At 69.0% G+C, this 17,719-nt stretch carries 21 protein-coding genes and 3 pseudogenes; 11 read left to right on the top strand and 13 right to left on the bottom strand.

Annotated elements, in window-relative coordinates; all coding sequences use genetic code 11:
• Positions 1–68 precede the first annotated feature (68 nt).
• From ACZ3TS_RS19655 to ACZ3TS_RS19635, 5 genes and pseudogenes are all read left to right on the top strand, one after another.
• A complete protein-coding gene (locus ACZ3TS_RS19655) occupies positions 69–536 on the top strand; it encodes a hypothetical protein (RefSeq protein ID WP_467619433.1) in 468 nt (155 codons plus the stop codon).
• Between the two features lie 4 nt (positions 537–540).
• Entirely contained in the window at positions 541–768 is a 228-nt protein-coding gene (locus ACZ3TS_RS19650; protein ID WP_467619432.1) for a hypothetical protein, read from the top strand.
• A gap of 267 nt (positions 769–1,035) precedes the next feature.
• Positions 1,036–1,860: an LLM class F420-dependent oxidoreductase gene (locus tag ACZ3TS_RS19645; RefSeq protein ID WP_467619430.1), complete on the top strand. Its 825-nt coding sequence runs from the start codon at positions 1,036–1,038 to the stop codon at positions 1,858–1,860.
• Between the two features lie 127 nt (positions 1,861–1,987).
• Complete coding sequence (locus ACZ3TS_RS19640) at positions 1,988–2,161, top strand: CsbD family protein (protein ID WP_467619428.1); 174 nt, start codon at positions 1,988–1,990, stop codon at positions 2,159–2,161.
• 70 nt (positions 2,162–2,231) lie between these two features.
• Positions 2,232–2,350, top strand: a pseudogene (locus tag ACZ3TS_RS19635) (alkaline shock response membrane anchor protein AmaP); the annotation flags it as partial.
• A 208-nt stretch (positions 2,351–2,558) separates the two neighbouring features.
• On the opposite strand, the gene ACZ3TS_RS19630 reads toward ACZ3TS_RS19635, so the two are convergent.
• On the bottom strand, positions 2,559–3,566 hold the full coding sequence (locus ACZ3TS_RS19630; protein ID WP_467619426.1) for a DNA polymerase Y family protein: 1,008 nt from the start codon (positions 3,564–3,566) through the stop codon (positions 2,559–2,561).
• A 69-nt stretch (positions 3,567–3,635) separates the two neighbouring features.
• Here ACZ3TS_RS19630 and ACZ3TS_RS19625 point away from each other — a divergent pair.
• Positions 3,636–3,757, top strand: a pseudogene (locus tag ACZ3TS_RS19625) (transaldolase family protein); the annotation flags it as partial.
• An 83-nt stretch (positions 3,758–3,840) separates the two neighbouring features.
• Here ACZ3TS_RS19625 and ACZ3TS_RS19620 read toward each other — a convergent pair.
• From ACZ3TS_RS19620 to ACZ3TS_RS19585, 8 genes are all read right to left on the bottom strand, one after another.
• Positions 3,841–3,969, bottom strand: coding sequence for a hypothetical protein (locus ACZ3TS_RS19620; RefSeq protein WP_467619424.1), 129 nt, complete (start codon positions 3,967–3,969; stop codon positions 3,841–3,843).
• 52 nt (positions 3,970–4,021) lie between these two features.
• Complete coding sequence (locus ACZ3TS_RS19615; protein ID WP_467619422.1) at positions 4,022–5,083, bottom strand: lipoate--protein ligase family protein; 1,062 nt, start codon at positions 5,081–5,083, stop codon at positions 4,022–4,024.
• Positions 5,084–5,334: 251 nt separating this feature from the next.
• On the bottom strand, positions 5,335–5,457 hold the full coding sequence (ykgO, locus tag ACZ3TS_RS19610) for a type B 50S ribosomal protein L36 (RefSeq protein WP_059128114.1): 123 nt from the start codon (positions 5,455–5,457) through the stop codon (positions 5,335–5,337).
• Positions 5,458–5,495: 38 nt separating this feature from the next.
• Positions 5,496–5,756 carry a type B 50S ribosomal protein L31 gene (locus ACZ3TS_RS19605; RefSeq protein WP_467619420.1) on the bottom strand — a complete coding sequence of 87 codons (261 nt, stop codon included), beginning with the start codon at positions 5,754–5,756 and terminating at the stop codon, positions 5,496–5,498.
• A 47-nt stretch (positions 5,757–5,803) separates the two neighbouring features.
• Positions 5,804–5,968, bottom strand: a complete 165-nt coding sequence (gene rpmG, locus ACZ3TS_RS19600; protein WP_467619418.1) for a 50S ribosomal protein L33 — start codon at positions 5,966–5,968, stop codon at positions 5,804–5,806.
• A gap of 356 nt (positions 5,969–6,324) precedes the next feature.
• Positions 6,325–7,380 (bottom strand): NAD(+)/NADH kinase, encoded by a 1,056-nt coding sequence (locus ACZ3TS_RS19595; RefSeq protein ID WP_467619416.1) that lies wholly within the window; start codon positions 7,378–7,380, stop codon positions 6,325–6,327.
• A gap of 401 nt (positions 7,381–7,781) precedes the next feature.
• Positions 7,782–10,499, bottom strand: coding sequence for a SpoIIE family protein phosphatase (locus ACZ3TS_RS19590; RefSeq protein ID WP_467619414.1), 2,718 nt, complete (start codon positions 10,497–10,499; stop codon positions 7,782–7,784).
• Positions 10,500–10,655: 156 nt separating this feature from the next.
• The gene (locus tag ACZ3TS_RS19585) at positions 10,656–11,063 is read right to left on the bottom strand and encodes a universal stress protein (protein ID WP_467619661.1); all 408 of its coding nucleotides are present in this window, start codon (positions 11,061–11,063) and stop codon (positions 10,656–10,658) included.
• Between the two features lie 643 nt (positions 11,064–11,706).
• Here ACZ3TS_RS19585 and ACZ3TS_RS19580 point away from each other — a divergent pair.
• Both ACZ3TS_RS19580 and ACZ3TS_RS19575 read left to right on the top strand, forming a co-directional pair.
• Positions 11,707–12,063, top strand: coding sequence for a PRC-barrel domain-containing protein (locus ACZ3TS_RS19580; RefSeq protein ID WP_467619411.1), 357 nt, complete (start codon positions 11,707–11,709; stop codon positions 12,061–12,063).
• A 133-nt stretch (positions 12,064–12,196) separates the two neighbouring features.
• On the top strand, positions 12,197–12,367 hold the full coding sequence (locus ACZ3TS_RS19575) for a hypothetical protein (protein ID WP_467619410.1): 171 nt from the start codon (positions 12,197–12,199) through the stop codon (positions 12,365–12,367).
• Positions 12,368–12,424: 57 nt separating this feature from the next.
• On the opposite strand, the gene ACZ3TS_RS19570 is transcribed toward ACZ3TS_RS19575, so the two are convergent.
• Together ACZ3TS_RS19570 and ACZ3TS_RS19565 are read right to left on the bottom strand one after the other, a co-directional pair.
• Positions 12,425–13,171, bottom strand: coding sequence for an SAM-dependent methyltransferase (locus ACZ3TS_RS19570; protein WP_467619408.1), 747 nt, complete (start codon positions 13,169–13,171; stop codon positions 12,425–12,427).
• A 130-nt stretch (positions 13,172–13,301) separates the two neighbouring features.
• Positions 13,302–13,949: an ATP-binding protein gene (locus ACZ3TS_RS19565; protein WP_467619407.1), complete on the bottom strand. Its 648-nt coding sequence runs from the start codon at positions 13,947–13,949 to the stop codon at positions 13,302–13,304.
• Positions 13,950–14,083: 134 nt separating this feature from the next.
• On the opposite strand from ACZ3TS_RS19565, the gene ACZ3TS_RS19560 reads away from it, so the two are divergent.
• The 3 genes from ACZ3TS_RS19560 to ACZ3TS_RS19550 all read left to right on the top strand — a co-directional run bounded on the left by ACZ3TS_RS19560 (position 14,084) and on the right by ACZ3TS_RS19550 (position 16,127).
• The gene (locus ACZ3TS_RS19560; protein WP_467619405.1) at positions 14,084–14,956 is read left to right on the top strand and encodes a helix-turn-helix domain-containing protein; all 873 of its coding nucleotides are present in this window, start codon (positions 14,084–14,086) and stop codon (positions 14,954–14,956) included.
• Positions 14,953–15,204: a DUF397 domain-containing protein gene (locus ACZ3TS_RS19555; RefSeq protein ID WP_467619403.1), complete on the top strand. Its 252-nt coding sequence runs from the start codon at positions 14,953–14,955 to the stop codon at positions 15,202–15,204. Before ACZ3TS_RS19560 ends, ACZ3TS_RS19555 begins: the two co-directional genes overlap by 4 nt.
• Positions 15,205–15,299: 95 nt before the next feature.
• Entirely contained in the window at positions 15,300–16,127 is an 828-nt protein-coding gene (locus ACZ3TS_RS19550) for an SAM-dependent methyltransferase (RefSeq protein ID WP_467619401.1), read from the top strand.
• 333 nt (positions 16,128–16,460) lie between these two features.
• On the opposite strand, the gene ACZ3TS_RS19545 is transcribed toward ACZ3TS_RS19550, so the two are convergent.
• Complete coding sequence (locus ACZ3TS_RS19545) at positions 16,461–17,282, bottom strand: hypothetical protein (RefSeq protein ID WP_467619399.1); 822 nt, start codon at positions 17,280–17,282, stop codon at positions 16,461–16,463.
• Positions 17,283–17,522: 240 nt separating this feature from the next.
• Positions 17,523–17,719: pseudogene (locus ACZ3TS_RS19540) on the bottom strand (IS3-like element ISAar44 family transposase); the annotation flags it as partial.

Genomic DNA, 17,719 nt, shown 5'->3' with positions numbered 1-17,719 from the left:
CGTAGCGTCGTGACGGAAACAATCAGGCGCGGGCGCATGGGTCCGGAGTCAGGCGGCCGGGAGCGGATATGCCGAAACACACAGTCAGTACAGCGGTCACCCTCTGTGCCGCCGCAGCGCTCGTGGCGGCCATGGGTACGGCCTCCGCCTCCCCGACGGCGGCACCGCCGGGCGGGCACGCCGTGGAACAGGACCCCGGACGGCCCGTGCTTGTCGACTGTTTGTGGCACCCGCAAGTGCACCCCGGCGATTTCATGATCGCCTGCGGCGACGGCAACAGCCGACTCGCCTCACTCCATTGGTCGCACTGGGGCCCGAACTCGGCGGAGGCCAAGGGCTTCAACATGGTGAACGACTGCAAGCCGTACTGTGCAGCGGGCAAGTTCCATTCGTACCCGGTCATCGTGCGGCTCGACCACCCCGAGCCCTGGAAGAAGCACCCACAGATGCAGCACTACACCCAGATGAGTCTCGTCTACACCAACGGCAGGCCGGAGGGCTTCGGACAAGCGGTGACCTATCCGCTGTGGGACTGAGTGGATGCAGCGTTTCTACGCGGATGCCACGGGGCATCTGCCGTTCGATGCGCCGGAGATCCTCGCCGGGGAGGACATCGCCGGCGCTCCGACGACCCCGCAGCGGGAGCTGACCGGCGAACCGCTGGCGGGCAAGGTCCGCACCGGCGACCCGAGGTGCTGCCGGAAGCAGTCGACTGCCTGGTCGGCGTTCTGCGTGGTCTCGCGGCCGCCCACGACGTCGGCGAGGTGAAGCGGCTGCCCGTCCTGGACGGGGAAAGCCCACTGTGCGAGGGGCAGACCTCCTTCGGCTCCGCCCTGACAGACCTCGTCGACCGGCGTGTCGGCCGCTGGGAGGACCTGCTGCTGTGTCGGGCCGCCGACGCGATGGCCAGGTGTGACCCCCTCGCGGCCCCACTTCGCCTGGTGCACGTCCGTACTGAACGACCCCACCGTCATCGAGGCCCTGGTCCGGTGACGTCCCTGTACGCCGACCTACTCGCCCCTCGACGGAGGCGCCGTGAAATTCGGAATCGCGACCTTCATCACCGACCAGGGCATCCGCCCGGTCCCGCTCGGCAAGGCGCTGGAGGAGCGAGCTTTCGACTCGCTGTTCATCGCCGAGCACTCGCACATCCCGGTGGACCGCCGAACCCCGTATCCGGGCGGCGGTGAGCTGCCGGAGATCTACTACCGCACTCTCGATCCCTTCGTCGCCCTGAGTGCGATCAGCGCGGTGACCGAGCGGCTGCTGCTGGCCACCGGAATCGCGCTGATTCCGCAGCGCGACCCGATCATCACGGCCAAGGAGGTGGCCTCACTCGATCTGATCTCGGACGGCCGTGCGATCTTCGGCGTGGGCGTCGGCTGGAACCGTGAGGAGATGAGGAACCACGGCGCTGACCCCTCGACCCGCGGCCGGCTCACCGACGAGCGTCTGCGTGCCATCCGAGAGTTGTGGACCACGGAGAAGGCCGAGTTCCATGGCGAGTTCGTGAACTTCGGCCCCGTCTTCTCCTGGCCCAAGCCCGTCCAGCGACCGCATCCGCCGATCTACGTCGGTGGGGGCGAGGGCGCGTTCCCCCGAGTGGTGCAGCTGGGTGACGCCTGGCTGGCCAACAGCGTGCCCCCGGACAAGCTGGGTCCGCAGATCGAGCGGCTGCGTTCCCTTGCCGGCCGGGACGTTGCGGTGACGGTGTACGCGGTTCCCGGCGACCCCGAGCGGATCGATGGCTATATCGCTCTGGGAGTCGAGCGGCTGCTGTTCTACCTGCCGACGAAGCCCGAGCGCGAGACGCTGGAGAAACTCGATCAGCTGGCCGAAGTGGCCGCCCGCTACCGCTGAGGCGACGGCCGCGGCGCCGCGGCCATGCCGGGCGCCCCGGGCTGGGGAGACTCCGATGTTTGCGTTCCGCGCCGAGGATCACCCGAGGTGGTGACACCGAAGTCGGACACGACTGGAGTGAGCGACGGTGGCTGGAGAGCAGAAGGCCAAGGCGAAGATGGAACAGGCCAAGGGAAAGGCCAAGGAGGCGGTCGGCCGCGCGGTGGGCAACGAGAGGATGGTCGCCGAAGGCCGGGCCAAGAAGTCGAAGGGTGACGCGCGCCAGGCGAAGGAAAAGACCAAGGACGTCTTCAAGGACTGACGAGCGAGACACCTCCAGCGGGGTCACCGTTCGGTGAACGGTGACCCCGCTGCTTGGTGCGAAGCCGGACGCGCTGCACTGCCTGACCACCGAGTCGCTCCGCCGCGCCCGTGACTCCGCCCAACTTGCGGCGCTGCCCGCCGAGGTAAGGCTGCACGGATCAGGCACCGGGCGGAGCGCGTGAGCTGACAGCCCAGGAGCGGGCGGGCCGCCGGGTCACGCCCGTGGGTCAGAACCCCTGCCGGAAAGTGCTCCACGGTCAGTCCGGCGATCAACCCGCGGTGTCCGGGTCGGCGACCGGGGTCTGCTCGCCTGCGGAGTAGGGCAGCATCAACAGGCCCTTCGCGCCGGGGCCGGAGCCCGTCCGCGCAGCAGGGCGCCGTCGCCGATCGGACGATCAGGAGACGTGGCGGAGCGTAGCGGCCGGGCCGATCACGCCGGGGCCGAACCTGTCACGGATGCGGTCGCTGACCTCTTCGGCGAGCAGCCGGGCCTCGCGGGCCCCGTCCAGGCTGATCTGCCGGGCGACCTGGTCGGCGGCCATCAGGTCCTCGGCCTTCAGCGCGATCCCGGTCAGCCTGCCTCGCTGCAGACCCGCGGCATCCATCAACCGGTACGCCAGGGTGCGCAGATCGTCGTCGTGTGCGGAGGCCTCCGGAAGGCGGCGGGTCCTGTCCCAGCGACCGCCCCCGGCGAACCGCAGCGTCAGCGTGAGGCCTCGGGCCGCCTGGCCACGGTGGCGCAGCAGATGTCCGAGCTGGACCACCAGTTCCAGCAGGGCCGCTCGGACTTCGGCGCCGTCAAGGGTGTGCCGGGCAAAGGTGCAGTTCACGGTGGCGGAGGGGGGAAGGGCACGGGGAATCACCGGGCGTGGGTCGATGCCGCGGGCCCGTTCGGCCGCCAGACGGCCGCTCCTGCCGCCCAGCAGGCGTTGCACCGTGGCCAGGGGCACGGCGGCGAGCAGTCCGACACAGTGGATGCCGGAGTCCCGCAGGACCTTGGCCTGGCGGGGACCGATACCGTGGAGGGCTTCCACGGGCAGCGGTCCCAGCCACTCGGCGACATCGGCGGGGTCGACGGCGAGGACGCCTCCGGGCGGGTGGATCCGGCCGGAGGCGGTGGCCGCCACGGTGATCGACGGGCCGATCCCGACGCGCACGTCCACACCGAGGCGGGAGATCGTACGCACCCGCAGCACCTCTCCCAGCCTCCGGGCGTCGGCGCCGTGATAGCGCAGTGCCCCTTTCAGCTCCACCAGAGCCGCGGACGGCGGCAGGGCCTGGACGACCGGGGAGAGCTCGGCAAGCTGCTCCAGGACCTGCCGGTAGATCTCCTCCGGCAGGCGGTCGGGGCAGCGCACATGCATCACCGTCGACACGTCGCGTGCCGTCGCGCCCGCGGTCATGACACCCACCTCCCACACACCACCCTATCGAACGATAATTCGAACACGCGAGGACCGTCTGGTGGGCCAGCGCACAACACCCGGGCCACCGTCGCCGAGGCCGGGAGCACGCCTGGCTGGTCGACCGCCCGAACACGCTCATCAAGATCCCGGCCACCAAGGCGGGCCTCCCGGCGATCACCGAGAGGATCGACGAGTTCGGCACTCGCGAGGCGAAGGCCGAGGGCGTGACTGAGCGTTTTCGTCGGGCAGTGAGCGGTCTGGTTGGCCGCAGTCAGCTCTGAACATGGCCGCAGGTCCGCATCTGGACACCGGGGTGGGCCTCGGCGCCACAGTGCACGGCGACCTCCAGGCCGCGGTAGAGCCGGTCGGCGGCGTCCTGCACCTGACCGTTGCGGAACACAGCGCCGCACCGTCGCCGACCAGGGCACGGGCCGGCTCGTACGAGACAAGATCTACGGCACCCGGGCCGTCCACTCCGGCGAGGAGAACTTGGTGGCGGCCAGTTCCTCGGCACGCTCGAGCTCCTGCCCGGTGACATGGCCGGCGGAGAGGCCGTAGCGCGCCCGGAATGAACGGATCATACGATCGATGACGGCCTCCCGGGAGAGACCGGTCTGCCGCCGCAACGGGTCGACACGCTTCTTGGCACTGCGGATGCCCTTGTCTGACAGCTTCTCCCGGCCGATGCGGAGCACCTCGAGCATCTTGTCGGCGTCGATGTCGTAGGACATGGTCACGTGGTGGAGCACCGCGCCCGAACCGTCGGGGCCCACCACGCGCTTCTGTGCGGCTCCGGCGATCTTGCCGGCGTCGGTGGCGATGTCGTTGAGGGGCTGGTACCAGGCCTTGATGCCCATGTCGTCGAGGGCGCCCAGCACCCAGTCGTCGAGGTAGGCGTAGGAGTCGGCGAACGACAGGCCGGACACCAGGGAGGCCGGGACGGAGAGCGAGTACGTGATGGTGTTCCCGGGTTCCACGAACATGGCCCCTCCGCCCGAGATGCGCCTGACCACGGTCATGCCGTGGCGTTGTGCGGCTTCGGCGTCGACCTCGTTGCTCAGGGACTGGAAGCTGCCGATGACGACGGCGGGTGCACCCCACTCCCAGACCCGGAGCGTCGGCGGACGGTGCCCCGCGGCGACCTCCGCGGTGAGGACCTCGTCGAGCGCCATGTGCAGGGCGGGAGGCTGAGGCCGCTCGTGGATGAGCTGCCAGTCGTAGTCGGTCCAGTCCGTCGCCTGGGCGAGAGCACGGCGTACGGCGATGGCGACGCCCTCCGGAGTGAGGCCGTACATGACGGTTCCCTCGGGGAGCCCTGCCTCGATCCGCAGGGCGAGCTCGGCGGCCTCCGTGGCGACCGGAGTGCCTTCGAGAGCCCGGTTCACGGCGAGGAGCGCCTCGTCCGGCTCGAGGAAGAAGTCCCCGGCGACGCGGACGTTGCGCAGTACGCCGTCGTGGTCGTCGAGATCGACCACGACCAGCTTGCCCCCGGGCACCTTGTACTCGCCGTGCATGCTGATCCACCTTGATCATTCGTGTGACGCTGTCACGGTAACGCCTGCCGCTGCGCCTGCTGTTCCGCGTCGGGTCCCGGTTGTGGGGCACATCTCCCAGACGATCCGCCGGTTGGAGAGCGGCAAGGCCCCGGTCGGTGGTGACACCGGCCGGGGCCGAACAGCGGCGTGTGATCGCGGGGCGGGTCACCCGCCCGGCGGAAGGCTCCGCATGAGTGCGTACCGAAGCCTGCGCTGTTGCGCTCGGACGGTCAGCCCTGGCGCGCCTTGAAGCGGGGGTTCTTCTTGTTGACGACGAACGTCACACCCCTGCGGCGCACCACCTGGGCCCCGGGCTTGGACTTCAGTGAGCGCAGCGAGTTGCGCACCTTCATGCCTGTCTCCTCCTTCTGCTCGGGCTACCCGGTCGTGGTCAGCCGCGGGCCGATGCCGCGCGGCCGTAACGCCGCTCGAAACGCTCCACCCGGCCCGCGGTGTCCACGACCCGCGAGGTTCCGGTGTAGAAGGGGTGGCTGGCCGACGAGATCTCGACGTCGACCAGCGGGTAGTTGTTGCCGTCCTCCCACTCGATCGTCCGGGTCGAGTGGGCGGTCGAACGGGTCAGAAAAGCGAAGTCCGCGGCGCGGTCGCGAAAGACGACCGGGCGGGAGACGGGGTGAATACCGGGCCTCATGGGGTTTCCCTCCTCATGGCCGTCCGCCGGGTGGCGGACGGCTTGGTTCAGCGTTCCTCGCGGAAGGGGACGTGCTTGCCGACCACCGGGTCGTACTTGCGCAGGACCAGCCGGTCCGGATCGTTGAGACGGTTCTTGCGCGTCACATAGGTGACGCCGGTCCCTGCCGTCGACTTCAGTCTGACGACGGGACGCACTGTGGTGCGTGCCATGAGGTCCTCCTTTTCGCCGACATCCCGCGGGGGAGCTTGACCCGCTCATGTCAGTCACACGGTCAACAACGGATCCCGTCACCGCATTCCCGACGCGTCGCGGGGAACCGCCACGCCTTGCACTCATCCACGCGCCGCGCCCGACAGCAGCCCCCGCCGGATACCGGCCGGGGCTACGCAACGAGAGGTGTGGTCGTGAAGGGCGGTCGCCTACGCGGCGAGGTGCTCCATGAGGCTTCAGCCGAACGATCGTCCTCATGGGCTATGGGTGAGGCCCGGGGACACTGTCCCCTTCACCACCACGGCTCGTTCAACCAGACGGACCCCGCAGACATTCCCGCTCATACGACGGGCTGTCACGGTGCCGGCGGGAGCTGGAAATGGCGCAGCTCGTCGGGTACCGGACTCGCGGGCCGGAACATGGGTGCTGCTTCACCGTCCGCAGCCGTCGCCGGCGCGTCCGTGAGCCTCATGCGCTCGCGCAATCGGCCATAGAAGTTGGCGGGGCTGAGCCTGACCAGACGCAGGGGCCGCGGTGCAGCGAGCACCCCGATCCAGTCGCCGGGCTCGAGGACGGCGCGTGGCTGCCCGTCGACACTGACCGCGGCGCGCCCCGAGTGGGGCAGCACGCGCAGGGCGATCGGTTCGTCCGCGTTGGCGATCACCGTGCGATTGAATGCCATGTGCGGGGCGACGGGAGTGAAGACCACCGCTCGCATCCGGGGGGAGAGCACCGGGCCCCCCGCGGCGAAACTGTAGGCGGTCGAGCCGGTCGGGGTGGCGAGGATGACGCCGTCGGCCGAGTACGAGGCCAGTAGCCGACCGGCGATGTAGACGCCCACACTGACCTGGCGGTCCCGTGCCAGCTTCTCCACGACGATGTCGTTCAGGGCGGTGACGTCCAGTGCGATCCCCCACGAATCGTCCTCACCCGGATCGGTCTGCGGCTGTGGGGGCGGAAGCGCCGGGCCTCGCCCATAGCACAGGACCTGCTCCATCTGAGCGGGAACCTCGAGCAGCCGCGAGGCCCGCATCGTGAGCGTCATGCGTTCTTCGCACTCGGACTTGCCCGCGTGCACGGCGTCCAGCGCCCGCTCCACGTCGGTGACCGGGGTCTCGGTCAGAAAGCCGACCTTGCCCAGGTCGACGCCCAGCACCCGGATGTCCTTCTGAGCGGCGATGCGCGCTCCGCGCAGGAACGTGCCGTCTCCGCCGAGTGTCACGATGAGATCCGGACTGCCCGCGGCCCGCACTTCCTCACGGGCGCTGTGGCGGCTTCCCTGGCCCTGCCACACGTCGATGTCGACGCAGCCGATGCCGCGCCGCGCACACCACTCACGCACGGTCTCCGCTCCGGCAACCGCTTCCGGACGGCCTCCGTGCACGACGAGTCCCACCCGGCTGATCGGCATGTCATCTCCCAGCCCGCCCTCGCGTGGTAGGGCTTCAAACCATCGTCACAGCTTCTGCGGGCGCCTGCCAGGGATCGGTCGGTGCAGGAGGGGTGCTCGGTGGGAACCGGTGCGGGTGAAGGTTTGGGCTCGTGTGCGGAATCGGCGGCCCAGAAGTAGGAAGCTCGGGCGCAGCAAAGACTTGAGGCGTGTCGACAGGGGGCGCACGTGGAGGTCACTGAGCGCGAGCTGACCGATCCCTGGGAGGGTCTCCGGGGCGCTCCGGCCCGCAGCATCGACGTCGGTGTTCTCGTCCCGGCAGGTTCCCGCGGGGCGCGTCGAAACCAGAGGGCACACATCCTCGCTCAGCAGGGCATGCGGGTTCCTGGCGGCGTTTTTTGCCTCAAAACCGACACCTGGTACTAGGTCTCGTTCACATCGGACCACGTGAGGACGGAATCCCCGCTGGTCCCCGGGAGCACCAGCTCGGCCCAGATCACCTTGCCCTGGGGCGTGTAGCGCGTGCCCCAGCGTTCGGCCATCTGCGACACCAGGAACAGACCACGGCCTCCCTCGTCGGTCGTCGCGGCGTACCGCAGATGCGGTGAGGTGCTGCTGCCGTCGGCCGCCTCGCAGATCAGCATGCGGTCCCGAATCAGCCGGACGTGAATCGGCTCGCAGCCGTAGCGGATGGCGTTGGTGATGAGCTCGCTCAGGATGAGTTCCATGCCGAAGCCGAGCTCGGACAGGCCCCACTCCTCGAGTTTGTCGGACACCGCGACGCGCATACCCGATACGGCGGCCGGATCACGCGGCACGTCCCAGTCGGCGACCCGGTCGGGCGGCAGGGCCCGGGTCCGGGCGACGAGCAGAGCGACGTCGTCCTTGGCCCGCGCGGGCAGCAGCTCGTCCAGCACGGCCTGGCAGGTCTCCTCCGGCGGCCGGTCGGGGTGGCCCGCCAGCGCCTCGCGCAGGAGTTCCATCCCCTCGTCCAGGTCACGCTTGCGGTCCTCGATGAGACCGTCCGTGTAGAGAACGAGCTGGGTGCCCTCTTCGAGGTCCAGTTCGGCCGTCTGAAACGGCATGCCACCGAGGCCGAGCGGCGGTCCGGCCGGCAGGTCGGGGAACCGGACGCTTCCACCGGGGTGGACCAGCGCGGGGGCCAGGTGCCCCGCGCGCGCCATGGCGCAGCGGCGCGTCACAGGGTCATAGATCGCGTACAGGCAGGTGGCGCCGACCACTCCCGCCGCCTCCGCGCTCGACTCGTCCTGGTCGATGCGGCCGACCAGGTCGTCCAGATGGCTCAGCAGTTCATCGGGGGGCAGATCGAGCGTGGAGAAGTTGTGCACCGCGGTCCGTAGTCGTCCCATCGTGGCGGCGGCGTGCAGGCCGTGCCCGACCACGTCGCCGACGGCCAGCGCCACCCGGCTCCCCGGCAGGGGAATCACATCGAACCAGTCTCCGCTGACTCCCGACTGGGCGGGCAGGTAGCGGTAGCCGACCTCGAGGGCGCTCTGCTCGGGCAGGGCTCGCGGCAGCAGGCTGCGCTGGAGGGTGACCGCCAGGGCGTGCTCCCGGGTGTACCTGCGGGCGTTGTCGATGCTGACCGCGGCACGGGCCACCAGCTCCTCCGCGAGCGACAGCTCCTCCTCGTCGAAGGGGTCGTGCCGCTTGGAGCGCCAGAAGTTGGCCATGCCCAGCACCACGCCCCGGGACTTGATCGGGGCGGCGATGAGCGAGTGGATTCCGTAGTCCATGATCGCCTTGGTGCGCTGCGGGTCCTGGGCGTGCCAGCCCGTGGCAGTGGACAGGTCTGTCACCAGCTCGGAGCGGCCGGTGCCGTAGCCGCGCGCCTGAGGCGTGGAAGGGATGAAATTGATCAGGCGACCCTTTTCGTAGAGCGGGTGGTCGTCCCGAATGCCGCACACGGCGGTACGTCGCATGTCCGTTGCCGTGGCGGCCGGCTCCTCTCCGCGCAGCACGGCGTCGGCCAGGTCGACAGTGACGAAGTCGGCGAAGCGGGGGACCGCGACCTGGGCCAGCTCGTCGGCGGTGCGGACCACGTCGAGAGTGGTTCCGATGCACAGTCCCGCGTCGTAGAGCAGTTTGAGCCGCTCACGGGCGACCTCCGCCCTGCCGGACACCGCCTGCAGTTCGGTGGAGTCGCGCAGCGTCACCACCGTTCCCTTGGGTCCTCCGTCGCGATCGGTGGGCCGCTGGTTGACCGCCAGCAGCCGCTCCCCGGCGAAGTGCACCTCGTCGGTGGCCTCCCGGCCGGAGATGAGCAGCGCGGCCGTTTCGGGGTCGAGGGTCGAAAGCTCCGCCACGTGCCGACCCTCGACGTCCGGGGGCAGCTCCAGCAGCCGTCGGGCCTCGTCGTTCGCGAGAAGCAGGCGCCCGTCGTCACCGACGATGAGCACCCCTTCGCGCACGGAGTGCAGCACCGCGTCATGGTGGTCGTACATACGGGTCATCTCGGCCGGGGCCAGACTGTGGGTCTGCCGCCGCAGCCGCCTGCTCACCAGGGCGGTCACGCCGGTGGCCGCCACGAGCGCCCCGGCACCGGCGCCCAGGATGATGGGCAGTTGCCGGCCCACCTGACTGGCCACGTTCTTGACCTTCAGCCCGGCGGAGACGAGGGCCACCACCTTGCCGTCGGCGTTCCTGACGGGAACGGTGGCCTGTACCTCCTGGCCGAGCGGGCCATGGACGCTTTCCGTATAGACCTTCCCGGCCAAGGACGGCCCGATCGTGCCCACGAAGCGCTTTCCGATCCGGCTCGGGAGGGGGTGGGTGTACCGGATGCCGTGGGTGTCCATCACCACGATGAAGTCGACACCCGCGGACTTGCGCCCCGCCTCGGTGAGCGGCTGGAGCTCTCTGCTCGGGTCGGGAGTCTGCAGCGCCGACACGATGCCCGGAGAGTGCGCGAAGGTCTGGGCGACGGCTATGGAGCGGCGCTTGGCCTCGGCGCCGGTTTCCCGTTCCGACTGCAGGACGAGAGCGAAGACGGCGCACAGCACAAGCAGCACGACCAGCGCCACCTGCAGTACGAACACCTGCCCCGCGACGCTTCGCGGGCTCCTGCCGGCCAGCGAACGAAGCGATATTCGTCTAAACGGGGCGAGACGTTTCGCCATGGGACATTTCTAGCACTCGTGATCCCCCGGTGGCCATGTCCCGGCAAGACGAAGGACCCCACAGCCCGTCTCCTTCATCGTGAGTCACATGAGCCACGAAACCACCTACAACCGCAGAGGTCTCAGAACTGACACAGTGGTCACAGCATGCGCCCGTCAGGGAACCACCGTGACCGGCCAGCGGGCCGCCTTGACCAGGCGGACCGCAAGCGAACCGATGAACCGGTGCCCCGCCTGCTCCGAGGCGCCGACGACAACGGCGTCGGCCCGCAAGTCGTCCGCCGTCCTCACGAGGCCGCTGTAGGGGTCCCCGCGCAAGGTGTGGAACTCCCAGCGCACATGGAAGACCTGGCCCAGCTTCTCGGTGTCCCTGCGTGCCTGCTCGACGATCTCCTCCGCGATCTGCGCGGTCGTTTCCGCCATGGCCCCCATGACGCCAGGAGCAGGTGAGGTCGCGATCGGCTGCACATACACCAGCGCCAACAGCGCCCCCTGGCGGCGCGCGAGACCCGCGGCGTAGGAAGCGGCCCGCCAGGAGGAGTCGGAGCCGTCGACCCCGGCCATGATGACCTTGGGTCCGTCCGTGCCGAGCTCGAAAAAGGTCTTCCCCTGCTCGATGCGGTCGGGCGGCTCTCCACCCTCGCCGGGGCCGCGTGCGCCGTTCGGCAGCCCGGGCCCGCCGTGCTCGTCCTCGGTCACACCCCGAGCGTAACCGCCGCCACGCCCATGCATCAGTCGGTTCGCACCGTTCACTTCTCCCCTTGCCCCTGTGCGTCTCCGGCGAGCAGGACGGCGTGGTCAACCGGTTGGCCACCGTGTCAACGGTCTTCGCCGCTGTCGACCACTTCGCCACGTGTCGGGGCCTTCGGAGGTGAACCGCCCGGGCGCCGCATTCGGCGCCCGGGCACAGGGTTCAGTGGCCGGCGCTCTGGCCGCCGTCCACGGTAAATTAGGCGACCGGTCGACAATCTTCCAGCCGGTTCCAGCACCATGCGCTTGCTGGAAGCCTCCCGACCTGCGCTGAAAGGCAGCGACGGCAGGGTCGGGCCGTCGCGAGCCGCTGGACCCTCGCATGCGAAAAAGGCCAGGTCAACCGCGCGATGAGATGTCGGCCGGAGTAAAGTGAAGAGGTGGTAGTCCTCGCGCAGCCACTCCTTTGTCGACGTGAGTGCCTGCGGGAGGCCGATGGGCCGCAAGGAGCGAGGCCATGATCCATTCAGCCGATATACGTGAGTGGCGCAACCGCGACGTGGTCGACCCCAACGGACACAAGATCGGGGCCCTTGAAGCGGTGTACGTGGACACGACCAGCGACGCGCCGGCCATGGCCACCGTGCGCACCGGACTGCCGACCCGGCACCGGCTGGTCTTCGTCCCCCTCGACGAGGCCACCCTGGGACCTGGTTACGTGAAGGTGGCGCACTCCCGAGGCGAGGTGAAGAAGGCGCCGTCCATGGGCATGGACGACGTCCTGCCGGTCGAGCGGGAAGAAGAGATCTTCAAGCACTACGACAGGAAGTACGAACCCGGCGCCCACCACGGACGCCGCCTCGCGCGCCGCTGAACAGCCGGCGCGCCGCCGAACTGCCCGCGCGCCGCTGAGCAGCCCGACCGTGGGTTGCCCGAACCCTGACCGGCTCGCTGATCATCGCGAACACTCGGCATCCGCAGCACCGGGTCGGAGGATGTGTTCATTCATGGCGCTTTTCCTGTTCCTGCTCCTCGCGGCGATCATCCTCGGACTCATCGGCGCGGTGGCGGAGGGGCTGTCGTACCTCCTGTTCATCGGCATCGTCGTCCTCGCGGCCGACTTCATCCTGTTCGGCGTGCGCTGGTCCCGACACTCGCTTCGGCGCCAGGTGCGGTGATCCGACGCGGCGTGGCTTCACGGTGCGCGCGTGGCTGCCGGACCCTGATGTGCGACGTCAGCGGACCATGAGCGCGAAGACGCCCCAGCCGAGGTACTCACGCTCGTAGCGGGCGAAGCGGGCTGGGGCTGTGGAGAGTTCGGCCCGCAGCTCGCCGGCCAGCTCGTCGTCGGGGTGGCGGTCGAGCCAGCGGCGGATGGTGAACCATTGTGCGGCCCTGTACCGGTCCCAGCTGTCCTGGTCGGCCAGCACCATCTCGACGACGTCGTAGCCGAGTGTGCCGAACCGGTCGATCAACTCGGCCAGAGGCAGGAAGTCTCCCTTGTCGCCAGCGCGGCAGGCCGCGAGGGTCTGCTGGTCGGGGGGCTCCCGACGCCAGTACGGTTCGCCGATCAGCATCATGCCGCCGGGCCGCAGGCTGCGTCGCAGCAGTTCGACCGTCCCTGCCACGCCGCCGCCGATCCAGGTGGCTCCGATACAGGCGGCCAGGTCCACCGGTTCGTCCGCCACATACCCGGAGGCGTCGCCGTGGATGAACGCGACCTGCTCGGTGACACCCAGTTCGGCGGCACGGGCGCGCGCCTTGTCGACGAACACGGTGCTGATGTCGACTCCGGTCCCGGTGATCCGGTGGTCGCGGGCCCAGGTGCACAGCATCTCGCCCGATCCACTCGCCAGATCGAGCACCCGCGTTCCCGGCGCGAGGTCCAACGCCCGCCCGAGGGAGGCCAGCTTCTCGCTGGTGAAGGGGTTGTGAATGCGGTGACGGCTTTCGCTGATGACGATGCTACGCGGAAGATCCACTTGCGGGGTTCCTTACGTCCGATGAGGTCGTTGCGGTTGCGGAAGGCAGCCGACCGTGGCCGGCCGCGGACGCCTGGACCGTCATCGAACGCACCCCGTCAGGCAGTTGGAACTCCGACATCGGCGAACGCTAGGACGCTCCAGGCGCTCGAGTCCACCGGTTTTCGGAAGGGAAAGAGAGGGTCGCCCATACGGCGTTGCCCCCGGTGAGCGTCGACCGGTCCGCCCCCCAGGAGTCCGCTATCTCCTGCACGAGCAGGAGGCCACGGCCGCACTCGTCGTCGACGCCCGGCCGACGTCGCGACAAATCGCGACCCGTCACGTCCTCGTCGTGCACCTCGAGGCGGAGTCCCGTGTCCGTGATCAGCTGGACACCGCAGAGGATCCGCGTGCTGCGCGTGTGGATGACGGCGTTCGTGACGAGTTCGGACACAAGGAGAACGGCGTCGTCGACGACCTCGGCGGGCAGGTGCCGGGAGGTCAGCCACGTGTCGGTGGAGTGTCGCGCGACTCCGACGCTGGACCGGTGCGCGGGGAGCTCGAGCCGGTACGCCCGGTGAGCGCTTTCGGTGTCTAAGAGCTGGGGGGAGGGAGTCGTGTGGGGGGACACGGCGGTCGCCTTCCATGGGGGGTGGCAGACGGGGAAGGTGAGCAACGGACCGGTCCGGGCGAGGTCTTCTGGGGCGGCCTGTGGCTCGAACGCCGGAGCAGGCCAGCAACTCCGCTTGGTGTGCGGGGCGTTGACCGGGGACGTGTTGACGCCGGCGAGTTCGCTCACACAACTAACTATGCTCGCAGTTCAGTTCACGCTGCAACCGTCTCCCTGATAATTTCAGAATGACGGTACCCGCCTGGTGGCATCACCAAGTGGCTGTCAGACTCGTACCGGTGACAGTCCTCAGGAGGTAGGGCGTGAGCGAGGCTCGTTCGGGTTCCGGCACCAGTGCACCCACCGTTCTCCGCATGATCCTCGGTCGACGGCTGCAGGAGAGGCGGCAGGGCGCGGGGGTGTCGCTGGAGGACGCCGCCAAGGCCTTGCGCGTCAAGCCGTTGACCATCCGCCGCCTGGAGAAGGCGGAGGTCGGCCTCAAGCCCCTCTATGTGGAGAAGCTGCTGCAGACCTACGGGGCCGACCAGCAGGAGATCGACGAGTTCGTCGCCCTCGCGGAGCAGGCCAACGAGCCCGGCTGGTGGCACGTGTACCGCGATGTGCTGCCCAGCTGGTTCACCGCGTACGTGAGCCTGGAGTCCGGCGCGAAGACCCTGCGCACCTACGAGCCCCACTACGTCACGGGGCTGTTGCAGACGCACGGGTACGCGCGCGCCGTGCTGCACGGGGGCTTCCCGAACGAGAGCGAAGAGGAACTGGCGCGGCGCGTGGATCTGCGGCTGCGCCGCCAGAGACTGCTGGAGGGACCGGACGCGCCCACTCTGTGGGTGGTGATGGAGGAGGCCGTGCTCCACCGGGTGGTGGGCGATCACGAGGTGATGCGGGAGCAGATCGACCGGCTGCTGGAGTTCTCGGAGCTCGACCACATCAGCCTCGACATCGTTCCGTTCACCGCCGGCGCCCACGTCGGTGCCTGCGCGCCGTTCACCTATTTCCGGTTCGAGGAGCCCGAGCTGCCCGACATCGTCTACAGCGAGATCCTCTCCGCCTCCGTGTACCTGGATCAGCGCTCGGACGTCGTCGCCCATCTCGAGGCGCACAACCGGATGTCCCTGCTGACCTCGTCCGCGGACAGCAAGGCGCTCTTGAACCGCATGCGCAAGGAGTACTCATGAGCATCATCGACGGCCTTGTCTACAACGGTATGCCCGCCTCGGACCTCGGCGAGCAGGGCTGGGAGTGCCCCTGGAGCGGCCCCAACGGGGGCCAGTGCGTGGAAACCAAGCAACTGGCGGACGGCCGCGTGGCGGTGCGGCAGTCGACCGATCCCGCCGGTCCCGCGCTGATCTACACGCCACAGGAGATCACCGCGTTCGTCGCGGGGGTCAAGAAGGGCCTGGCCGACCACCTGACGGCCGGCTGAACCATCCGACGAGCGGGAGGGCTCGGGGTCGGTCCCGGCTTCGACCCGCCTCGCACACCCGATGTACACCACGTACGAACACCGAAAGGGAGATGATGACCAACTCGCACGCCGCGCGGGGCATCGACACCAGCAGGCCGCACTCGGCCCGCATGTACGACTACTACCTCGGCGGCAAGGACCATTTCGAGGTCGACACGCAGGCGGCCGAGACCGTCGCGGCCGTCTATCCCGGAATCTTCGTGTGCGCCCGTGAGAACCGGGCCTTCATGCACCGCGCCACCCGGGTGCTGGCGCAGGAGCACGGCATCCGGCAGTGGCTGGACATCGGCACCGGCATCCCGACCGAGCCGAACCTGCACCAGGTGGCCCAGTCGGTGGTCCCCGAGGCGCGGGTGGTCTACGCCGACAACGACCCTCTCGTCCTCAAGTACGCCGAGCGCCTGATGCGCAGCACGCCCCAGGGCCGTACGACGTACATCGAGGCCGACGTCAACGATCCTGCCTCACTGCTGGGTGCGCGCGAACTGGCCGAGGTGCTGGACCTGAACCGTCCGGTGGCGCTGTCGATGAACGCCCTGATGCACTTCATCACCGACGCCCAGGACCCGTACGGGATCGTTGGCCGGCTGCTGGACGCCCTCCCCTCGGGCAGTGCCCTTGCGCTGAGCCACTGCACTCCCGACTTCGACCCGCAGACCTGGGAGAAGGTCACGGCCATCTACACCAACGCCGGGACACCCGTGCAGTTCCGCTCCCAGAAGGACGTCGCCCGCTTCTTCAAGGGGCTCGAGCTGCTCGACCCAGGCATCACCGTCGGCCACCGCTGGCGCCCCGACGCCGACCAGGAGGACCCCACAACTCCTCAGCAGCCCACGGACGCTGAAGTCAGCCTGTGGACCGGAGTGGGCATCAAGCCCTAGCGGCAGGGACGGCACCGGTCGACCGGGAAACAGACCGAGGGCGCTTTTCTGGGAGGTCCGCCGTCCCGGTGCCTTGATCGGGTGGGGACTTGGCACATGTCATCAAGGAGTTCGGTGCGTGCCCCCCGGCACTCGTGCCGGGGCGGCGGTGCACGGTGCCCCGGAGCGGTGTGACGTGCGGAAGACCCGATTCCCCGCAGATCTGGCCGTCATGGCTGATCTGGAGAGTTGTCGAGCCTACGTGGCTCACGTGTCGTGCTGCGGCACATGCCTGCCGAGACGCTGCCCGGTCTGCGCCGCACTGTGCCGGGACTACCTGGCGGAGGTCCATACTCAGTGCGGCTCACAGTAGTCACTGACCGGGTCGTCTCTGAGTGGCGTGTGCGCGGAACCGGACGTGCACGGCTCCCTGCGCGCAGGCGGAACGAGCACGGGCGCCGACGGCCGGCCGCGGCTTCGTCGGCGGAAGGTCTCCCTTGTCACCAGGCCGGCCCACAACCGCCGCAGTCGGCCTTTTCGTCCATGGAGCAGACCCAGGATGATCGCGGCGCCCACCGCTATCAGGTGCTCGCGGCCCGCGAGGTTGGGCACGGCGATCGACTCCCAGACCATCGACCCACCGGTGAGCGTGAACACGACGGGAGCTCGCCGGATGACAGCGAGGTAGCTGAACAGACCCACGACGGCGGCAGACGGCCCCGTGTCGAGCACCTGCCCGATCCCGGGCGGCAGACCGAACCCGCACCAGCCCGGCCCGAGTGCGATCATCAGCCGAACCGTGAGTGTGCCGGCCAGTGTCGTCAGGTATGCCACGGCCAGCGTCCGGGCCCGGCCCAGCGCCAGTTCGGCGAGAGCGAAGGCCAGGAACAGCTGGGTGATGCCCGCCCACACCGGCAGGTCGAGGGCCGGGACGTACAGCGACACCGGAGTGCGCAGCAGAGCCAGCCACAGCGGCAGGTCTGCGGTCACGCCACCCAGAAGCCGCACCGCCACCGCACCCGTCGGCCGCTGCGCGATCGCGTGGAAGAAGATCACACCGAGGCCGGCAACGAAAGCCAAAGTGAGTCCTGACAACCCACTCCGCAGGAGCTGCTGTACCGGATCGACGACGATGCCGTGCCACTCTCCGCGCAGCGTGCGCACGATGAACTGCACGAACCGAACGAATGCGGACGCGGCACCTGGTGGCCCTGACTCGCCGTCACTCGTGGCGGACGGCGGCCCGTCGTCGCCTACTCCGCACCCGGACCCAGGGCCGCCCCCGACAGAGATGTGACGCCTCTCCCCCCCTCGACGCAAGTTCCCCCCAACGTCCATAGAACGCACAGTCGTACGGATCGGAATCTAAACCCCGGCCGGGCGGTGGATGTCAAGTCAATTGAGACGCTTGTAATGCTATGAGATCTGTCGCGCGGGTTCCCTCCGCTTTGCTGGGTCGTTGATCCACGCCTGTTGGGGTATCTGGGGTGGTGTGGGTCGGCGTGCGAAGCGTTCGGGGTGGCGGACGTATGCGGCGGCGAGGGTGACAGCTCGCTGGTCACGGACCTCCTCGGCGGTGCCGAAGTGGACGCTGGCCGGGGTGTGCCATCCGA

The sequence above is a fragment of the Streptomyces sp. NPDC022910 genome (genome assembly GCF_055561075.1).
The sequence above is the reverse complement of the archived record's forward strand: the minus strand, read 5'-3'. Positions and strand labels throughout refer to the sequence as shown.